The organism is Marinomonas polaris DSM 16579 (genome assembly GCF_900129155.1).
Classification (GTDB): Bacteria; Pseudomonadota; Gammaproteobacteria; order Pseudomonadales; family Marinomonadaceae; genus Marinomonas; species Marinomonas polaris.
Genome location: NZ_FQVF01000031.1, coordinates 1 through 19,510 on the forward strand (window position 1 = coordinate 1; position 19,510 = coordinate 19,510).

At 43.5% G+C, this 19,510-nt stretch carries 15 protein-coding genes; 7 read left to right on the forward strand and 8 right to left on the reverse strand.

Annotated elements, in window-relative coordinates:
* Positions 1–152 precede the first annotated feature (152 nt).
* Positions 153–1,016, reverse strand: a complete 864-nt coding sequence (locus BUA59_RS22420; RefSeq protein WP_072842301.1) for an urea carboxylase-associated family protein — start codon at positions 1,014–1,016, stop codon at positions 153–155.
* A gap of 106 nt (positions 1,017–1,122) precedes the next feature.
* Here BUA59_RS22420 and BUA59_RS22425 point away from each other — a divergent pair, with 106 nt between their 5' ends.
* A complete protein-coding gene (locus BUA59_RS22425) occupies positions 1,123–1,974 on the forward strand; it encodes a LysR family transcriptional regulator (RefSeq protein WP_072842303.1) in 852 nt (283 codons plus the stop codon).
* Positions 1,975–2,034: 60 nt separating this feature from the next.
* Here the strand turns inward: BUA59_RS22425 and purL are convergent, their stop codons facing one another.
* Positions 2,035–5,934, reverse strand: a complete 3,900-nt coding sequence (purL, locus tag BUA59_RS22430; RefSeq protein WP_072842305.1) for a phosphoribosylformylglycinamidine synthase — start codon at positions 5,932–5,934, stop codon at positions 2,035–2,037.
* A 117-nt stretch (positions 5,935–6,051) separates the two neighbouring features.
* Positions 6,052–6,540 carry a tRNA adenosine(34) deaminase TadA gene (gene tadA, locus BUA59_RS22435; protein WP_072842307.1) on the reverse strand — a complete coding sequence of 163 codons (489 nt, stop codon included), beginning with the start codon at positions 6,538–6,540 and terminating at the stop codon, positions 6,052–6,054.
* Positions 6,541–6,668: 128 nt separating this feature from the next.
* Here tadA and BUA59_RS22440 point away from each other — a divergent pair, with 128 nt between their 5' ends.
* On the forward strand, positions 6,669–7,091 hold the full coding sequence (locus BUA59_RS22440) for a CBS domain-containing protein (RefSeq protein WP_084122655.1): 423 nt from the start codon (positions 6,669–6,671) through the stop codon (positions 7,089–7,091).
* A 1-nt stretch (position 7,092) separates the two neighbouring features.
* On the opposite strand, the gene BUA59_RS22445 is transcribed toward BUA59_RS22440, so the two are convergent.
* The 4 genes from BUA59_RS22445 to BUA59_RS22460 all read right to left on the reverse strand — a co-directional run bounded on the left by BUA59_RS22445 (position 7,093) and on the right by BUA59_RS22460 (position 12,513).
* Positions 7,093–7,350, reverse strand: a complete 258-nt coding sequence (locus BUA59_RS22445) for a cold-shock protein (protein WP_072842311.1) — start codon at positions 7,348–7,350, stop codon at positions 7,093–7,095.
* 90 nt (positions 7,351–7,440) lie between these two features.
* Complete coding sequence (locus BUA59_RS22450) at positions 7,441–10,224, reverse strand: valine--tRNA ligase (RefSeq protein ID WP_072842313.1); 2,784 nt, start codon at positions 10,222–10,224, stop codon at positions 7,441–7,443.
* A 131-nt stretch (positions 10,225–10,355) separates the two neighbouring features.
* Positions 10,356–10,787 carry a hypothetical protein gene (locus BUA59_RS22455; protein WP_072842315.1) on the reverse strand — a complete coding sequence of 144 codons (432 nt, stop codon included), beginning with the start codon at positions 10,785–10,787 and terminating at the stop codon, positions 10,356–10,358.
* 265 nt (positions 10,788–11,052) lie between these two features.
* Complete coding sequence (locus tag BUA59_RS22460; protein WP_072842317.1) at positions 11,053–12,513, reverse strand: leucyl aminopeptidase; 1,461 nt, start codon at positions 12,511–12,513, stop codon at positions 11,053–11,055.
* Positions 12,514–12,767: 254 nt separating this feature from the next.
* On the opposite strand from BUA59_RS22460, the gene lptF reads away from it, so the two are divergent.
* Both lptF and lptG read left to right on the forward strand, forming a co-directional pair.
* Positions 12,768–13,883, forward strand: coding sequence for an LPS export ABC transporter permease LptF (lptF, locus tag BUA59_RS22465; protein WP_084122657.1), 1,116 nt, complete (start codon positions 12,768–12,770; stop codon positions 13,881–13,883).
* 5 nt (positions 13,884–13,888) lie between these two features.
* On the forward strand, positions 13,889–14,950 hold the full coding sequence (lptG, locus tag BUA59_RS22470; protein WP_072842321.1) for an LPS export ABC transporter permease LptG: 1,062 nt from the start codon (positions 13,889–13,891) through the stop codon (positions 14,948–14,950).
* A 58-nt stretch (positions 14,951–15,008) separates the two neighbouring features.
* On the opposite strand, the gene BUA59_RS22475 is transcribed toward lptG, so the two are convergent.
* On the reverse strand, positions 15,009–16,175 hold the full coding sequence (locus BUA59_RS22475) for an aminotransferase class I/II-fold pyridoxal phosphate-dependent enzyme (RefSeq protein WP_072842357.1): 1,167 nt from the start codon (positions 16,173–16,175) through the stop codon (positions 15,009–15,011).
* 168 nt (positions 16,176–16,343) lie between these two features.
* On the opposite strand from BUA59_RS22475, the gene dksA reads away from it, so the two are divergent.
* The 3 genes from dksA (at position 16,344) to BUA59_RS22490 (ending at position 19,235) form a co-directional block, all read left to right on the forward strand.
* Positions 16,344–16,778 (forward strand): RNA polymerase-binding protein DksA, encoded by a 435-nt coding sequence (gene dksA, locus BUA59_RS22480; protein ID WP_012071672.1) that lies wholly within the window; start codon positions 16,344–16,346, stop codon positions 16,776–16,778.
* A 32-nt stretch (positions 16,779–16,810) separates the two neighbouring features.
* Positions 16,811–17,710: a tRNA glutamyl-Q(34) synthetase GluQRS gene (gene gluQRS / locus BUA59_RS22485; RefSeq protein WP_072842323.1), complete on the forward strand. Its 900-nt coding sequence runs from the start codon at positions 16,811–16,813 to the stop codon at positions 17,708–17,710.
* A gap of 121 nt (positions 17,711–17,831) precedes the next feature.
* Positions 17,832–19,235 (forward strand): sigma-54-dependent transcriptional regulator, encoded by a 1,404-nt coding sequence (locus BUA59_RS22490; RefSeq protein WP_072842325.1) that lies wholly within the window; start codon positions 17,832–17,834, stop codon positions 19,233–19,235.
* The last annotated feature ends 275 nt before the right edge of the window (positions 19,236–19,510 follow it).

A 19,510-nucleotide genomic window follows, 5' to 3' on the forward strand; every position in this document is an offset into this window, starting at 1 on the left:
GCCTTGTCCGTGTCAGCGAGGGCGTATATTAAGGATCTACAGATTTTGTGCAACCCTTTTTTAAAGAAAATTTAAATTAATGTCATTTAATTCAATTGTGGATCACTTATTAATCAACACCCCTGAAGCTGACTATTTTATAATCTAAAACTTTAAATATCCTGTTTTATAACGCTCCAATCTATGTTCGGAGCACGCATACCATGAACTCCTTTATAAGCAGGACTCTTTGGCGACTGCCAATTTTCTAGGGCTACAGGATCTAAACGATAAATATCAACTTCCAATGGATGGCATGTTGATAAAGGGTCTATACCGTCTCGTCCTAAGAAATCCACAGATAGATCTCCGCCCGGACAGCAAGACATCGCACACAATAAATCGATCTCCGCAAAAAATTCGAGATAATCTCCTTTTTGGGCAGGACACGGCTTCATAAAATACTGATCATCTTCGTTTAAACCAGTACATTGAAAGACGTTCAACACATCATGTACATCAAACTCTGTTAATCCATGAGGAAGTACTGCACGAACCAAATTAGAATGACAGTGAAAATCAAAGTCTTCCCCAGTTAATAGGTAGTTGATATAAGGATCACAACGCGTACCGAGTAAGTCATGTACTCGCCCGCCATCTTCATCCTTACCATAATCTTCTAGTGTGTCTTCTATAATAGTTGCCATTGGGCGTAAGAAAGGTAGTGTCGACCATAGTCTGTCATGTGTACTTACATGTGCACGCTGTAGTTGGCGAGTTCTGGAAGCCCACATCCGCTCCCTTGGATCATGTAGATTCCACATATTAAAGTCACCAACCTGCGGCCCATCTGAAACGCGGATACGAAATACATGCCCCGCTGGCACTTTCCAAGCTTGACCAAATCGCATTGGAACCTTGATAGTTTCGACCAAAGTTCGCTTCGCCTGACCTTCTTTTAAAGAATCGTAAAACACTTTATCAACAGCCAATTTTGAGCCTTCACCTGACCTGTACGCTGCTTCTACATTCGCCATATTGTCTCTCCAAATTAAGTTTCTATTTGACTTAGACTAGAGAAAGCGGAAACTCAAAAAAATGGACATTTATTTTAAGTACATGACAAATATTCAAGAGTGAGTTATGAGCCTCCCCTACACAGCATTACACACTTTTCATTTAGCGGTTCGCTTCGGTAGCCTAAAACAAACGGCAGATTATCTGAGCTTGACCGAATCTGCCGTTAGCCATCAAATCAAACGCCTTGAAGCGCAGCTAGGTTACGCCCTCTTTTATAAATCCGGCCGACAATTAAAAGTCACACCAGAAGGCATAAAACTCTCAACAGAATTAGCTCAGCCCTTCGATCATATTGACCAAGTACTATTGACGAAAAAGCAAAACACGCACACCCTCACTCTATATTGCCTACCTTCACTTCTCGAATCTTGGTTATTACCAAGATTACTCGCATTTAAAAAAGCTAACCCAAATTACGATTTAGCAATTCGATATTACTCCTCCGCACCTGACTATTTAGATGAATACAGTTTGCGTATTGGCAGCCATGAAAACTATGACTCCACCCCCCATTCACTCACGCCAATTTTTTCGGGTGAAACGCTACCAGTCTGCAGCCCGATATATTTAAGCCAGCATCCAAACCTCCTATCTCTTAATGGGTTATTAGAAGCAGATCTCTTACATGATCACTCAGATGCTAGCTGGCAAGATTGGTTCTCCCTGCAAAACAAGCAACTGATTCAACCAGCAAAAGTGATTTACGAAGATTTTCACTTACTCAAAATGGCTACGCTGGCGGCACAAGGAGTGGCCTTGTGTCCTGAAACACTCATCCAGCAAGACCTGTTAAAGGGGACATTAGTCTCACTTTCTCATCAAAAGGGTAATATTGGACGTTATTATGCTATCGAACAGAATCGTTACGCTCATGCCAATACCCATTTACTTATTGAGCACTTGCTCAAATCATAGACACAAAAAAAACCCTTTAGCTTTTCAGCTAAAGGGTTTCATCAATACTAATTTATCGAATTAGCCTAACCATTTACGTGCGTTCTGGAACAAACGCAACCATGGTGCTTGCTCTTGCCATTCGCTTGGATGCCAGCTGTGCTGAACCGTACGATAAACACGCTCTGGGTGAGGCATCATAATAGTCACTCGACCATCTTCAGATGTTAACCCCGTTACACCTTGCGCAGAACCATTCGGGTTAAATGGATAACGTTCGGTTGCTTGACCGTAGTTATCAACATAACGCAACGAAATCTGATTCGCAGAAGCCAGTGTCGCCATATCTTGGTCATCACGGTATTCAGTTAGACCTTCACCATGAGCAACCACGATAGGCATACGAGAACCTTCCATACCAGCAAGCAAGATAGAATTAGATTTTTGAACTTCTACTTGTACAAGACGGGCTTCAAACTGAGAAGATTGGTTACGAACAAATTTCGGCCAATGTCCCGCTCCAGGAATTAATTCGTATAAATTCGACAACATCTGACAACCATTACACACGCCAAGCGTGAAAGTATCAGGACGATTGAAGAAGGCTTCGAATTGCTCACGAGCTACTGGGTTGAAAAGGATAGACTTCGCCCAACCTTCACCAGCACCCAATACATCACCGTATGAGAAACCGCCACAAGCTACCAAACCACTAAACTGATCCAGCGTCGTACGACCAGACAAGATATCACTCATGTGAACATCCACTGGAATGAAGCCAGCTTTATGGAAAGCAGCTGCCATTTCAACTTGACCGTTTACGCCTTGCTCGCGCAAAACAGCAATCTTAGGCTTAACACCAGAGTCAATAAATGCAGCAACAATGTTTTCATTTTGATCGAAACGAACGTCAGCAGATAGGCCTGGGTCTTTCGCATCCAACAGACTATCAAATTCTTGCTGTGCTGAATCAGGATTATCACGCAATGCTTGAATACGGTAACTGGTTTCAGACCAAACACGCTGCCAATTAATGCGAGATTCTTCAAGCACAGTTTCACCTGCGAAACGAACACAAATGTTATCGTCACCAGACAAAGTAGCAATAGAAGCAACAGCGACGCCTACTTTTGCATAAGCAGCAATAATAGCAGCAACATCTGATTCATTAACTTGAATCACTGCACCCAACTCTTCGCTGAATAACACAGGCGCCACTTGAGCACGATTAGAAACAACTTCATCAAGATCGATATTCAGACCTAAATGACTCGCGAATGACATTTCAACCAAAGTTGCAAACGCACCACCGTCAGAACGGTCATGGTAGGCCAACAATTTGCCTTCAGCATTAAGTGCTTGCGTCGTATCGAAGAAACCGGCCAATGTAGCCGCATCATCCACATCTGGCGCTTGTTGACCCAGTTTGTTGTAAACCTGAGCAATAACAGAACCGCCTAGACGATTCTTACCAGCACCCAAATCAATCAACAACAAACGCGTATCAGCTTTGTTTTGCAGTTCTGGCGTTAATGTCTTGCGAACATCCGTTACTGGGGCAAACGCAGAGATAACCAAAGAAAGCGGAGACGTTACCGCTTTTTCTTTGCCATCTTCTTTCCATACGGTCTTCATCGACATAGAGTCTTTACCCACTGGAATGGCAATATCCAATGCAGGACACAACTCCATACCGACTGCTTTTACAGTTTGGTAAAGTTTTTCATCTTCGCCTTCGTGACCAGCGGCCGCCATCCAATTAGCAGACAACTTAATACTACTACGCTTAGTAATGTGAGCTGCAGCCAAGTTAGTTAACGCTTCACCAACGGCCATACGACCAGATGCAGGTGCATCTAACAGCGCAATTGGCGTACGCTCACCCATTGTCATAGCTTCACCTGTGTAGCCTTCTAAAGAGGACGTTGTTACCGCCACATCGGCTACTGGTACTTGCCATGGACCAACCATTTGATCACGAGCAACCATACCCGTGATTGAACGGTCACCAATGGTGATCAAGAAGTTTTTGCTCGCTACCGTTGGCAAACTCAATACGCGATTTGCTGCATCAGCTAAATCCACTTCAATCGCAGTAAAATCATCACCAGCAATAACCGCTTTTGTTGCTTCACGGTGCATTTTAGGTGGCTTGCCAAATAAAACAGACATTGGCAAATCAACTGGATTGTTATCAAAATGTTCATCGGCAACTTGCAGATGCATTTCTTCTTTCGCCTCACCAACGATGGCAAAAGGACAACGCTCACGCTCACAAATCGCGGTAAATTCTTCAACTCGATCTGGAGAAACCGCCATAACATAACGCTCTTGCGATTCGTTACACCAGATTTCTAGTGGAGACATGCCAGGTTCGTCGTTTAGGACCTTACGCAGATCAAAATTACCACCGCGCTCGCCGTCTTTTACCAATTCAGGCAAAGCGTTAGACAAACCACCAGCGCCCACATCGTGGATAAAGCTGATTGGGTTTTTGTCGCCAAGCTGCCAGCAACGGTCGATCACTTCCTGACAACGACGCTCCATTTCTGGGTTGCCACGCTGTACAGAAGCAAAATCAAGATCTTCATTGCCATCGGCAGAAGCCATGGAGGATGCCGCACCGCCACCAAGACCGATCAACATTGCAGGGCCACCAAGTACGATTAACTTAGCGCCAACTTTGATCTCTTGTTTTTCAACGTGTTCACGACGAATGTTACCGATACCGCCTGCCAACATAATTGGTTTATGGTAACCACGCACTTCTTCTTGAGAGGCACCTTGAATTTTTTGTTCGTAAGTACGGAAGTAACCCAATAGGTTTGGACGACCAAACTCATTGTTAAATGCCGCACCACCAATAGGACCTTCGATCATAATATCCAAAGGCGTTACGATACGAGACGGTTTGCCGTAATAGCTTTCCCATGGCTGTTCAAAACCTGGGATTTTAAGATCAGATACTGTGTAACCACTCAAACCAGCTTTTGGTTTGGAGCCAATACCTGTAGCACCTTCGTCACGAATCTCACCACCAGAACCCGTCGCTGCACCTGAGAAAGGCGCAATGGCAGTTGGGTGGTTATGGGTTTCTACCTTCATCAAGATATCGATGTGCTCATGACTAAAATCGTATTCACGAGTTTCAGCCGACGGGAAGAAACGACCACCAAAGTGACCTTCCATCACAGCAGCGTTGTCTTTATAAGCAGACAAGGTGCCATGAGGATTATGTTCGTGAGTGTTCTTGATCATTTTAAACAAAGAGCGCTCTTGCTCTTCGCCATCAATTGTCCAAGACGCATTAAAAATTTTGTGACGACAATGCTCTGAGTTTGCTTGTGCAAACATCATTAGCTCTACATCGATTGGATTACGACCCAACTCAATGAAAGACTCGACAAGATAATCAATTTCGTCATCCGCAAGAGCAAGACCTAGCGTTTGGTTTGCCTCAACCAACGCGGCACGGCCGCCACCTAACACATCAACACTTGTCATTGGTGTCGGTTCTGCATGAGAAAACATGTCAGTAGCGTCACTCAATGCCGGAAGTACGCTTTCTGTCATGCGGTCATGCAACATAGCAGACAACAAATCTAGCTCTTCAAGCGCCAATGGCGCCGAGCTATGAATAAAGTATTCCACGCCACGTTCAACGCGGGATACGGCCGCAAGGCCACAGTTATGAAGGATATCGGTTGCTTTCGATGACCAAGGTGAAATAGTTCCTAAACGAGGAACCACTAAAACACTTTGATCAGATGAACTGACTTGGGAGGATTTAGGACCGTAGGCCAAAGCGCGTTGTAGAACAGTTTCCTGTTCAGCAGTAAGCGTTTTATTATCAGCCAGCTCCACAAAATGGAGAAATTGAGCATCAACATCTGTGACAGATGGGATAGATGCTTGCATATTGGCTAATAACTTTGCCTTGCGAAACGCTGATAGCGCTGCGGAACCATGCAGAGTTAGCATGTTGAGTATTGCCTCACTTGGTAGTTTTGGGGAAATGGTGCGGGTATTTTAAATCAATGCAGCAAATAGAGGCTAGCAGAGTATGAAATTTCTACACAAAATGACGGAATTAATCGTCTAAATCGTCTTTTTTGCCTGTTCCTTGAGCTTCTTTTTTTGTTCACGGCGATATTGAAAGAAATGAGTAAGCTGGCTAGAGGCTATTTCAGCCAATACACCGGACTCAACTTTTACCTTGTGATTAAGAAATGGCGCTTCAAAAAATTGCCCCTGACTTTCCACAATTCCGCTTTTGGGTTCCGTCGCTGCATAAACCACCCTATCAATACGTGCGTGAACCATAGCACCCGCGCACATAGAGCAAGGCTCTAATGTTACATATAACGTCGCACCGGGCAGCCGATAATTATTCATGGCTTTACAGGCCATACGAATTGCCTGAATCTCTGCGTGGGCAGTCGGGTCACAAAGTGAAATCGGCGCATTATAACCTTCACCGATAATTTCATCATTGAGTACGACAATAGCGCCAACCGGAATTTCATTTTCTGATGCCGCTTTTGCAGCCAGCGCTATCGCACGCTCCATCCATTCTTGATCTGTCATTATTGATCTACCTCAAGGCTGCTATGCTTTATCTAAGACATAATCGCCTTTTATACATAATTGCCTTTCATACCTGATCCGCTCTACACTGAGCATTAACGCTGAAATAGATATAGGGAGACTTGTTCATGCGCACTGTAGCTGATTTGATGATTACTAACTTAATTACACTGAGAGAAAACGATTCTTTAGCGAAAGCCAAAGCATTGATGCAAGAAAAAAATATTAGAAACATCCCCATCGTAAACGACGAAGGGGAATGTGTTGGCATGCTAACGCAGCGTGAATACTTACGTCATGCCTTTCACCTAGTTAGCCAATTTGGCACCCAGCAAATATCTAAGAAAGAACAACAAACGCCAATTGCAAACGCCATGAACAAGGACATACTAACAGTAAGCCCTGACACAGATTTAGACATGGCTGCCGAGTTCTTTATTGAGAATAAATATGGCTGCCTACCAGTAACTCAAGACAACAAACTCGTTGGCATCATTACACCAGTCGATTTCGTCAAACTTGCGCACAAGATGCTAACTGAATCTAAATAAATTAAGCACTTTCAAGCTGTTGATTAGAACCAGAGGATGCAACTTGCGCCTCTTTTTCTAAACGCACTTCCATCGCTTGCAAGCCAAAATCCGTAGCAGATAACACAAAACTAACCGACTGGCCTTTTCTTAAGCTTTTATGACCATCACAAGCAATCGACTTGTAATGAACGAACACATCGCTGTCTTCTTCTCTCTTAATAAAACCCACGCCTTTAGCGTCGTTAAACCACTTAACTTTCCCAGTTAATCTTTCCATCTCTATCTCGCCTCTTTTTTATTTTTATTAAGTAAGCGCAAGGTCAGAAGCCAAAATAGACTTCCAACCTTATGTTTTTACAACGCGAATTTACAAAGATCCAATACTGATCTTTTGCTCTTCCAACTTAGTTACCGCAAGTTGCAAGTCATCACACTTAGCACGTTCTTTCTCAACCACTTCAATAGGCGCTTTCGCCACAAAGCTGTCATTAGAAAGTTTTCCTTGAATGCGTTGCAATTCTTTTGACGCTTTATCAATTTCTTTTTGCAAACGCGCAAGCTCAGCCTCTTTATCAATCAAGCCAGCCATTGGCACTAGCACTTCCATATCACCAACTAACGCAGTCGCTGACATTGGAGCTTCATCGCCCGCATTCAACCAAGTGACAGACTCTAATTTAGCCAGTGTTTGTAAGAATGTTAAGTTCGCATCTAAACGTGCTTTATCTTGCTCAGAACCATTACGGAACAAAATAGTAAGCGGCTTAGAAGGAGAAATATTCATTTCACCACGGATATTACGAATGCCTTCGATAACACCTTTTAGCCATTCAACATCCGCTTCTGCTTGTTCGTCTTTTTTCGCCTCATTAGCCGTTGGGTATTCACCCAACATAACCGTCTCGCCTTTAACACCTGCAAGCGGCGCAACACGTTGCCAAATTTCTTCGGTCAAGAATGGCATCATTGGGTGAGCAAGACGTAGGAAAGCTTCCAATACTCGAACCAAAGTACGACGCGTGCCAGTCAATTGCGCTGCAGTGGCATTTTCATCCCAAAGTACAGGCTTAGACAATTCCAAATACCAATCACAGTATTCGTGCCACATAAATTCGTACAATGCCTGAGAAGCCAAATCGAAACGATGAGTATCGAAAGCGCGGTTTACTGCATCTTCTGCATGCTGCAAGCGAGAAATAATCCACTTATCAGCAAGAGATAGTTCAACCTCTGTCCCATTCTGCCCACAGTCTTGATCTTCAGTATTCATCAAGACATAACGCGTCGCGTTCCAAATCTTGTTACAGAAGTTACGGTAACCTTCAAGACGATTAAGATCGAACTTAATGTCTCGGCCGCCAGACGCCAATGAGCAAAGCGTAAAACGCAGTGCATCAGTACCGTAGGCTTGAATACCTTCTGGGTAGGTTTCACGAGTATTCTTTTCGACTTTTTCAGCCAAGCGTGGCTGCATCATGCCGTAAGTACGTTTTGCAACCAAAGATTCGATATCAATACCATTGATTAAATCCAATGGATCGATAACGTTGCCTTTGGATTTCGACATTTTATCGCCGCGTTCATCGCGAATAAGGCCAGTGATATAAACCGTTTTGAAAGGTACTTTGTCAGTAAATTTCAAGGTCATCATGATCATTCTGGCAACCCAGAAGAAAATAATATCAAAGCCGGTTACCAACACGTCCGATTCACTAAACTCAGCAAAATCTTGCGTTTCTTCTGGCCAGCCTTGTGTTGCAAAGGTCCAAAGTGCAGAAGAGAACCAAGTATCTAGTACGTCTTCGTCTTGAGTTAATTCAACATCAGCCGCTAGGCTGTATTTGGCACGAACTTCCTCTTCACTCTTACCAACGTAGTGTTTGCCATCCGCATCGTACCAAGCTGGGATCTGATGTCCCCACCACAGCTGACGAGAGATACACCAATCCTGAAGATCACGCATCCAAGCAAAGTAAGTGTTTTCCCATTGCTTAGGCACAAACTGAATATCGCCATTTTCAACTGCTTCGATCGCAGGCTTTGCCAATGACTCAACAGCGACATACCACTGCTGTGTTAGGTAAGGTTCAATAACCGTATTACCACGTTCACCGCGTGGTACTTTTAATTTGTGATCAACGACTTTCTCAAGCAAGCCAAGCGCATCAAAATCAGCAACAACGGCTTTACGTGCATCAAAACGATCCATACCGCGATATTTTTCAGGCGCTACATCATTAATGGCCGCATCGTCGGTCAAAATATTGATCAATGGCATGTCGTGGCGTTTGCCTACTTCATAGTCATTGAAGTCATGGGCTGGTGTAATTTTCACACAACCCGTACCAAATTCTTTATCTACATATTCGTCAGCAACGATTGGAATACGACGACCAACCAATGGCAATTCAACAAACTTGCCAACAAGGTCTGTAAAACGCTCGTCATCTGGCGCTACAGCAACAGCAGCGTCACCAAACATGGTTTCTGGACGCGTCGTTGCGACAACAATGTAATCTTTGCCATCTGTTGTTTTCACGCCATCAGCAAGTGGGTAACGGAAGTACCACATGAAGCCATTTTCTTCTTCAGAAACTACTTCAAGATCAGAAATTGCCGTATGCAATACTGGATCCCAGTTTACAAGGCGCTGACCACGGTAAATGATGCCTTCGTCAAACAGACGCACAAACACTTCTTGAACCGCAGCAGACATGCCTGGGTCCATAGTGAAACGTTCTTTATCCCACGCAACAGAATCGCCTAAGACACGCATCTGGTCAGAAATAGTGCCGCCAGACTGACCTTTCCATTCCCAAACTTTTTCAAGGAACTTTTCACGACCAAGATCATGACGAGTAATATTTTGAGCCGCTAATTGGCGTTCAACCACCATTTGAGTCGCGATACCCGCATGGTCACAACCCGGCTGCCATAAAGTACGACTGCCTTTCATACGCTCACGGCGAATCATGGCGTCCATCAAGGTATGCTGAAACGCATGCCCCATGTGCAAACTACCAGTGACGTTTGGAGGTGGAATCATGATAGAGAATGGAGAACCGTTGCCCTGAGGGGAAAAGTATCCGCCCTCTTCCCAACGTTTATAAATAGGCTGTTCAATACTCTGAGGTTGGTAGGTCTTTTCCATTATGATGTCTTAAGGCTCTTATGTAGCGATCAATTGTAAGTTGAGGAATTATAACGTGTCATAACAAGATAAAGAATAACACGTGGGTAATTAAGCCGTCTGCAAACACATTAGACAGCTATTAATTTGTATTACTCTTTTTGAGTTGTACCGGCTGCATGCAATGCCTGCATCACTTCCGACACCAACTCTGGTAAACGTTTTTCAAGTACATCTGCAATAGTTTTAGCAATCAACTCTTGCGATAAAGCCGATTCAGCAACCACTTCGTTCAGCGTAACGACTTCATCTAGTGACGGATCTGACGATTCATCTTTAAAGTCATTCTGATAGGCTTCCTGCGAAACACTGCCATCAAGTATATCTTGCGGCTTAGCATCCTGCTCTTTATGCTCACTAAAAGACTGTTCTAAATGCGCTTCTTGGCTAGAGGAAAGAGACTCTCTCTCAGCGACAATATCCATCAAAATAGGAATGTCATCTTGATTCCGCAGAGCAGACATCAAGGTTTCTTCATCTGGTTCAAGAACACCATCATCATAATGAGTGGCTAAATCTGACATAGGAAAAACCAATATTAAGAAAGCAAAATACAAGAGTTAAGCGACATTACATACTTAACCCATCATTTGAAGCCCTCAACTTTCGCATTGAAAAACACAAAAGTCCACCCTCTCCAAATGAAGATAATGAACACAACACAGAGCGAACAAAAATAACACCTTGATCGGACTAATCTTTCCCCTTAGAAGACTGCACAAAAAAAGCAGCAACCATTAATGATTACTGCTTTTATAAACGCTATGCGTTAGTAAGAAAACGAGTTAGTTACACTTTACCGAGCAAATAACGAGTCAACAAAGCAACTGGACGACCACTTGCTCCTTTACTTGCGCCACCAGCCCAAGCTGTACCAGCAATATCCAAATGCGCCCAGGGATAAGAACCAGTAAAGCGAGACAAGAAGCAAGCAGCTGTTACAGAACCCGCTTCTGGACCACCGATATTACCGATATCAGCAAAATTACTATCCAGCTGCTGCTGGTACTCTTCATCAAGAGGCATTTGCCAAATTTTATCAGCAGATACTTGGCTTGCTGTTTTCAATTCTGACGCTAGATCATCATTGTTCGCGTACATACCTGAGTTAACGCTACCCAAAGCAACCACACAAGCACCCGTCAGCGTTGCAATATCAACAACTGATTTCGGTTTGAAGCGCTCAATGTAAGTCAAAGCATCGCAAAGCACTAAACGACCTTCGGCATCGGTATTCAAGATTTCTACCGTTTGACCAGACATAGTCTTCACAATATCGCCAGGTTTAGTTGCACGACCACTTGGCATATTTTCGGCTGCAGCAATAACAGCTGTGAAATTAAGTTTTGGTTTTAGCTCACAAATCACCTTCATTGTGCCAAAAACGCTAGCAGCACCACACATGTCGTATTTCATCTCATCCATTTTCGGACCAGGTTTCAAGGAAATACCGCCTGTATCAAAAGTAATACCTTTACCTAGGAGAACGTGAGGCGCTTCACCTTCTTCACCACCGCGGTAGTTCATAACGATTAAGTAGCTTGGCTGATCACTACCATGACCAACTGACAACAAGCAATGCATGCCTAGTTCATCCATTTTACTTTCGTCTAGTAACTCAACGCCGATACTGTATTCTTCACCTAGCTGCTGCGCTTTAGATGCTAAGTAACTTGGCGTACAAACGTTACCAGGAAGATTTCCTAGTTGACGAGCAAAGGCAGAACCTTTCGCCGTAGCCGTACCAATTGCCAAAGCCGCTTCATCTGTGCCCTCTAACAACAAAGATGTTACTTTTGTCGCTTTCTCAGCATCGTCTTTTTTGAAGCCAAGGAAGTTATAAAAACCTTCATTCAACCACTGAGCAACCAGAGCTAGCACATCAGCCTGAGAACGTTTTTTCAATACCAGACCAGCACTTGCAACCGCAACCGATGCGAATGGCAAACCTTTAATTTGAGCTGCTACGGCTGCAATGACTTTACGAGCTTGCATATCACTCAACTGAGCATCTTTACCAATACCGACTAATAATACTGCTTGAGCGAAGTCTTGCGACATACCAGGCAATAATAGCGTTTGCGCCACACTACCTTTAAATACGCCAGTTTCGCGCAATTGAGAGACTTGCCCATTGGCATTCTCATCAACCCAAGCGGTTGACTCTGAAAAGTCACCTTCACTTGGAACAAATGCAACAAGCAAGTCTGCTTGCACTGTGGATAAGCGATCAAATAACGCCATATTCATGAAAAAACCCTCAATAAAATAACTTCAAGACATTTACACAAGGTCACCAGCTAAGCAAAGACAAGGCAAAAATACGATTTATTAGCCATAAATCGACACTTTAAGACCATTTTTAACGCTCTATATTACAAGTAGCGTTGTCGTGCAAAGGTCTCATTTTAAAAAAAACTGGATAATATACTTCTTACCACGAGATAATGGGGGCTTTAGATGTGTAATCAACTCTACGCTTAAAAAGCAGAATCCATCCAGAGGTGACTTTGAGACTATTCAGATACTTAGCGAAAGAAGTGCTGGTGTCAACAGCTGGCGTTACGCTAATTTTACTACTCGTCATTCTAAGCGGTCGATTTTCCTTTTATTTGGGCCGTATCGCCGACGGAAAAATGACCTTCGAGTTTCTATTCGTGATTCTAGGCTATCATGTTCCCAGTTTCGTCCAGATGATCTTGCCATTGGCTTTTTTCTTGGCGTTATTACTTTCTTTTGGGCGCCTTTATATAGAAAATGAAATGTCGGTACTTTTTTCCAGTGGCATCAGCAAAGTAAAACTTGCAGGTTATACTCTTGGTATCGCCTTTCTTGTCGGTTTAGTCAGTGCCTCCATTAATTTTTGGCTCGCGCCATACAGTGAGTACAAAGCAGCTGAAGCATCGCAAGCTCAAAACCAACTATCAGCTTTTGATTTTCTCATCCCCGGCCGCTTTGAAGGCAGCGGCCAACGTACAACCTACATCGATAGCTTCACTAAAGAAGGTTGGATGAATCAAATATTCCTTTCTGATGTAGTACGCAAAAAAGACACAAACATTCCAATACAAACATTCGCAGCCAATGCAGAACAAATCCGCATTAGCTCTGAAGGCAATCAAAACTACCTTGTGTTCAAAAACGGCACTCGCTACGAGGGCAAACCCGGCACAGCAAATTATCGCATCACACAGTTTGATACCTACGCAATACGCATGGAAAGCAAAGATGAAAGCATCATTGATGACCCTTACACCCAAAACACTCTCAGCTTAATTAACAGCGATAAACTCTTAGAAAAAGTCGAGCTCCAATGGCGTATTTCGTTGGTTCTCATTATTCCTATTCTTGCCATCATTGGCCTCTCACTAAGCCAAGTTAATCCAAGGCAAGGTCGCTTTTTCAAAATGCTACCCGCAATTCTTTTGATGATACTGTACATTGCCCTCCTCATTTGGGGGCGAACATCACTAGAAAAAGGCAAGCTCCCTATCCAACTTGGCTTATGGTGGATACATGGCATATTCATACTCATCGCTGCCGTGCTTTTTGCACAGTACAATCAAGTATTTGAGCGTCGCAAGACCAGACAACCCAACGCAGCGGACTCAAGCGAGTAACCAATATGACTAAAATAGATAAATACATTGCTAGCAGCGTTTTATGGGCCTTTTTAATTGTCGCAGTAGTACTACTTGGATTGGATTTTGCGCTAACTTTTATAGAGCAAATCAAAAAAGTAAACGATAACTACACCATACAATCGTTATTACAGGTCATCCTATTTCGCCTACCAGGAAAACTAGCGGAATATATTCCAGTTGCCTCATTGATCGGCACTTTAATGGGACTAGGCACATTAGCAGCAACATCTGAATTAACCGTGATGCGCGCCGCGGGGATGCCGATTTGGCGTATTGGCTTTGCGGCATGCCAACCAATATTGCTGGTCTCTCTACTAGGAATGGGGATTTCAGAATTTGTCGCCCCCATGGCCGAACAAAAAGCCAACTTGATCGAAAAATTCAAAGGCCAAGAAAGCGGAACCTTCTCACTAACGGGAGGCGTCTGGTTAAAAGCGGACAACAGTTTTGTTTACATTGATGCCGCAGACGATATGGGTAAGCTATATGGCATACAAATTTTCTCGCCTGATGGCCAGAAACTGAAAAACATAATAACAGCAAGTAGCGCACAACATACTGAAGGTTCCCAATGGCAATTAAATAACGTGACAGAAACAATCTTCGCATCCGATCATGTAGAGAAAAAAAGCATGGAACACGCGAACTGGAACGTTAGCATTACACCAGAACACTTGTTTTTGGCATCACAAGAACCAGATGCTTTGTCTTTAAGTCAGCTTAAAAACTATCAAACTTACTTAAAGCAGCAAAAACTCGATGGCGCTCAGTATGAATTGGAGTTTTGGATTACGGCGTTGCGGCCAATCGCCTCGTTGGCACTAGTGCTAGTTGCACTATCGAGCGTCTTCGGACCACTTAGGTCCTCCACAATGGGTGGTCGAATATTCACAGGGGTCATAATAGGCCTGGCATTTCAAAATGCGCTCAACCTATTTGGTCGTATGAGTGTCGCTATTAACTTCCCACCAGTCATCGGTGTTAGCATCCCAATTATTATCTGCTTACTAGCAGGCATCATATTAGTAAGGCGTAGAGGTTAGACTCTGCACCTTACTCTTAAATTAAAAACAATCTCAAATCAAACCGTCATATCTGTAACTAAGAAGCCATGAAGCGAGCAATCCTCGCTAGCGCTTCTTGCAATCTAGCCTCATCACAAGTGTATGCAAAGCGCACGTATTTATGAGCGTCTTTGATACCAAAGTCAGCCCCTGGCGTGAGTGCCACTTTTTCCTGCTCAAGTAGTGCTAAACACCAAGCCATAGCATCCTGCGTCACGCTCGACACATCAACATAGATATAAAAAGCCCCATGCGCTGGCGCAACTACTGGCAAACCTATCGCCTCTAAGCCTTCAAGCAAAACCAATCGGCGAGCGTTCAATGTTTGTCGACGTACTTCACACTCAGCCAACACATCTGGAGAAAACGCTCGTACAGCTGCATATTGAGAAACACTTGGCGCGGCAATAAATAAGTTTTGCGCCAGTTTTGTCGCGCCTTCGATTGCCCATTCAGGCACAACTAACCAGCCCAATCGCCAGCCAGTCATAGCAAAATACTTCGAGAAGCTATTAATCACAAAGATATCGTCAGCAATAGACAATGCAGAAAAATCCTCTCCCTCATAAACTAAACCTTGATAGATTTCATCTACCAATAAATGGCCACCAAGCGCACTAACCTTTTCCCAAGCTTCCGATATATAAGACTTACTGAGTACCGCGCCGGTCGGATTAGAGGGAGAAGCAAGCCAAAGCCCAGTCGTATTTTCGCCCCAATGATCAGCTAAAGTACTCAAATCCATTTCAAAATCCTCTTCAGGTTTTGTTTCGATCAACTTTGCTTTTGCGCCAGCCTGAATCAAAAAATGTCGATTACATGGATAGCATGGATCAGGCATCACCACTTCTTCACCGGAGTCCACCATCAACGACGCCATTAGTAGCAAAGCCCCTGAGGCTCCGGGTGTAACAATAATTCGCCCTGGAGAGACGGTAACCTGATAGCGACTAAGGTAATCATCACTAATAGCACGTTTAAGTTCAGGCAAACCAGTTGCCGAGGTATAACCTGTTTTACCCTGCTGAATCGCCTCCATACCAGCGTTAGCAACAGCCTCCACAGCAACAAAGTCTGGCTCACCAACTTCAAGGTGAATAACATCTTCACCTTGAAGTTGTAGCTGTTTGGCCCGAGCCAATACTTCCATCACCTGAAACGGCGAAATTTGCCCAACTCTTGTTGCTAACTTATGCTTTTCCATCCCGTTTTCTCTACCTTTATCGACCTGTTTCAAAAATATCGCGACATTTTGCGCAAAAAATGTGGTTAACGAACACATTATCTGGTAAGTTTCCGCCCGAAAATAAATCACCTAATTTTATTGGTTACAGGCTACCACAATGGAAACCTGCGAAGTGAGGCAATGCGTATGCCAAATATGAACCCTGAGTCATTAATGAAAGACTTCACTCCTTATGTTGCTAAGGATGGCGAAGAATACATGAACGAGAACCAGTTGGCGCACTTTAAAAGCATCCTACTCAACTGGAAGCAAAATCTTATGGAAGAAGTTGATCGTACTGTTCATCATCTTAAAGAAGAAGCTGTGAACTATGCCGATCCAAACGACCGTGCTAGCCAAGAGGAAGAGTTTAGCCTAGAACTTCGCGCTCGAGATCGCGAACGTAAATTGGTTAAAAAAATCTCTCAAACTATCGAGCTTATCGATGCTGACGATTATGGCTTTTGCGAAGAATGTGGCATCGAAATCGGCATTCGCCGCCTAGAAGCTCGCCCGACAGCAACAATGTGTATTGACTGCAAAACACTAGCTGAAATCAAAGAGAGACAAATCGGCGGCTAACACTGTGTATTTAAGAACAGCGCTTAAAAACAGTGTCTAACCACGACAGTGCCGTTTCGAATATTTATCGTGGCCGTTTTGCACCTTCGCCAACCGGCCCACTCCATTTTGGCTCGCTAGTCAGCGCATTAGCGAGCTATTTGGATGCAAAAAAACAGCAAGGCAGCTGGATTATTCGCATTGAAGATGTGGATGGCACACGCTGCAAGCCTAGTTTTTCCGAGCAAATCACCGAGACACTCAACAGTTATCAGCTTTTTTCCGACGAACCAATTCGAATTCAAAGTCAGTGCATTCATATTTACGAACAACTACTGTCTGAATTAAAAAAGCAACAGATCATATTTCCATGCAATTGCACACGCCAGTCTCTCGCTCAATATGATGGTAACCACCCACTTGAATGCCAAAGCTCGACTAGCAAACCTCATTCATGGCGACTAAGAACCAGCACGGCTGTTTATCAATGCCAAGATAGCATTCAAGGCACTTTACTGTTTACGGATGATCTAAAAAACAATTGTCCGATTTTAAAAAGAAAAGACGGCTTTTTTTCTTACCAACTTGCCGTTGTAGTTGACGACCACTTACAAAAAATCAACCACCTCGTAAGAGGTGCAGACTTAATAGAAACCACAGCCCAACAACTTTACCTTTACGATTTATTTGGTTGGACGCCGCCAAAAATTTGCCACATTCCGCTAATTACTAATCATTCCGGCGATAAAATCAGCAAACAAAATCATGCTAAAGCGATTGAAAACAACCATCTTCCGACACTATTACGCGCACTCCACTATCTAAAAATTGATTTAGTGTCGCCCTCTTCCATCACGGAGGCGTTATCGCTAGCCATCGAAGCATGGGACTCAAGCAAATTAAAAGGAATAAAGGACCTACCACTCGAAGAGCAAGACCTGCATTTCATCTAACGCCCCACAGCCATCACCTAAATAAATGCCATTTAGTTCGCCTTGATTCAGATAGAAGTGCTCTCGACCAATAAGCTTGCATGTGTATAATCGTTACACTAGTTACAAGAGGTGACAATTCATGCACAGCATTATGATCATTTGCCCAGACAACTCACCACTCAAAGAATCAGAAAAATGGTTGTCTCGATATGGCTTTCAGGTAAATACCAGCAACACATTAGAGCAAGCCAACCGATACTACGAGCTGTCTGAATTCCATCTATTGCTGATCGACCAAGAAGCCATTAACCACCTTGCCGAAAGTAATATAGAACTCCCTAGCGTGCCACATCGCATCGTACTTGATGCAAAAGCCAGTTTGAGCACAGGTGTTAGCAGCATGGCGCAAGGGGCGCTTTATTACCTCCCCCTACCAACTGACTCAGAAACACTACTAAAACACGTAGTAAACGCACTAGAACAAAACAAACAACCAGCGCAGCCATCAAAACAGACAACCCATGTACTTTTCGCCAACACAGCAGAAGAGGCCAAAGAAGAATCAATTGCACTAGGTTCAGCTGGCAGCGGCATTATCGGTCGATGCCCACCAATGCAAGAACTCTTCAGTGACATGTATAAAATTGCAGGAACCCATGTCACCGTTCTTATCAGAGGGGAGTCAGGAACAGGTAAAGAGCTAGTTGCCAAAGCGTTGCACAACTTAAGCCAACGCCACAACCACCCAATCATCAGTGTAAACTGCGCAGCCATCCCAGAAAACCTAATAGAATCAGAGCTTTTCGGTCATGAAAAAGGCGCCTTTACCGGAGCAAACTCATCTCATGATGGTCTGATTTTCGCCGCCGACAAAGGCACATTATTTTTGGATGAAATCGGTGAATTGCCACTAGAAGCGCAAGCAAGACTATTGCGAGTCTTACAAGAAGGCGAGATACGCAAAGTAGGCGCAACGCAGTCGACCAAAGTAAATATCAGACTTATTACCGCAACACATAGGAACCTAATAGAGATGGTCAAACAGGGACTTTTCCGGGAGGATTTATACTATCGTCTTTACGTAATGGAACTGCTCCTACCGCCGCTGAGAGACAGAGATGATGACATTTCCATGCTGGCGCAGATTCTTCTTGAGAAAGCTTGTTTGAAGCACAACAAGCCAATTTACAAATACAATCAAGCTTTCGACAAAGCCATCCGCGCCCATAACTGGCCTGGAAACGTACGAGAGCTAGAAAATGCCATAGAAAGAGCCGTAATTCTTAGCCCTCCTGAAAGAGTCGAAGCAGCCAACCTAAAACTAGCTGACCAGCAGAAGCAATCAAGCACCACAAACATTTCGCGATTGACAGAACACGACTTAATGGCCGGCACAACGCTAGATGACTACTTCAAACATTTTGTTCTTACGCACCAACACAAGATGACCGAGACACAGCTTGCACATTCTTTGGGCATATCAAGAAAAAGCTTGTGGGAAAGAAGACAGAAACTGGCAATACCCAAAAAAGTAACAAACTAAAAGTAACACTTGCTACCAAAATACCCAAAAAATAAACACAAAATTGTAAAGAAAGTGTACAAAAATATATCAAAACCCAACAAAATCAGCACTTTATTGTTTTTGGCACAACAAATGCCTTATATATGACACAACGATAAGAAGATTGACCAAGAATAAAAATAAGTTAATCGTCGTATGTAGGTTCTTAAAAATAATAATAAAATCTAGGAACACTGTAGCCTCTTCAAATAAAAATAAAAACTTGAGGCTATGGATGGAAAATCGCTTTGGAT

Excerpts from the sequence above, each read along its gene's own strand:
- BUA59_RS22490 (WP_072842325.1), top strand. The coding sequence starts at position 17,832 with ATGCACAGCATTATGATCATTTGCCCAGACAACTCACCACTCAAAGAA.
- dksA (WP_012071672.1), top strand. The coding sequence starts at position 16,344 with ATGCCAAATATGAACCCTGAGTCATTAATGAAAGACTTCACTCCTTAT.
- BUA59_RS22425 (WP_072842303.1), top strand. The coding sequence starts at position 1,123 with ATGAGCCTCCCCTACACAGCATTACACACTTTTCATTTAGCGGTTCGC.
- BUA59_RS22460 (WP_072842317.1), bottom strand. The coding sequence starts at position 12,513 with ATGAATATGGCGTTATTTGATCGCTTATCCACAGTGCAAGCAGACTTG.
- purL (WP_072842305.1), bottom strand. The coding sequence starts at position 5,934 with ATGCTAACTCTGCATGGTTCCGCAGCGCTATCAGCGTTTCGCAAGGCA.
- BUA59_RS22440 (WP_084122655.1), top strand. The coding sequence starts at position 6,669 with ATGCGCACTGTAGCTGATTTGATGATTACTAACTTAATTACACTGAGA.
- BUA59_RS22475 (WP_072842357.1), bottom strand. The coding sequence starts at position 16,175 with ATGGAAAAGCATAAGTTAGCAACAAGAGTTGGGCAAATTTCGCCGTTT.
- BUA59_RS22445 (WP_072842311.1), bottom strand. The coding sequence starts at position 7,350 with ATGGAAAGATTAACTGGGAAAGTTAAGTGGTTTAACGACGCTAAAGGC.
- tadA (WP_072842307.1), bottom strand. The coding sequence starts at position 6,540 with ATGACAGATCAAGAATGGATGGAGCGTGCGATAGCGCTGGCTGCAAAA.
- BUA59_RS22450 (WP_072842313.1), bottom strand. The coding sequence starts at position 10,224 with ATGGAAAAGACCTACCAACCTCAGAGTATTGAACAGCCTATTTATAAA.
- BUA59_RS22420 (WP_072842301.1), bottom strand. The coding sequence starts at position 1,016 with ATGGCGAATGTAGAAGCAGCGTACAGGTCAGGTGAAGGCTCAAAATTG.
- lptG (WP_072842321.1), top strand. The coding sequence starts at position 13,889 with ATGACTAAAATAGATAAATACATTGCTAGCAGCGTTTTATGGGCCTTT.
- BUA59_RS22455 (WP_072842315.1), bottom strand. The coding sequence starts at position 10,787 with ATGTCAGATTTAGCCACTCATTATGATGATGGTGTTCTTGAACCAGAT.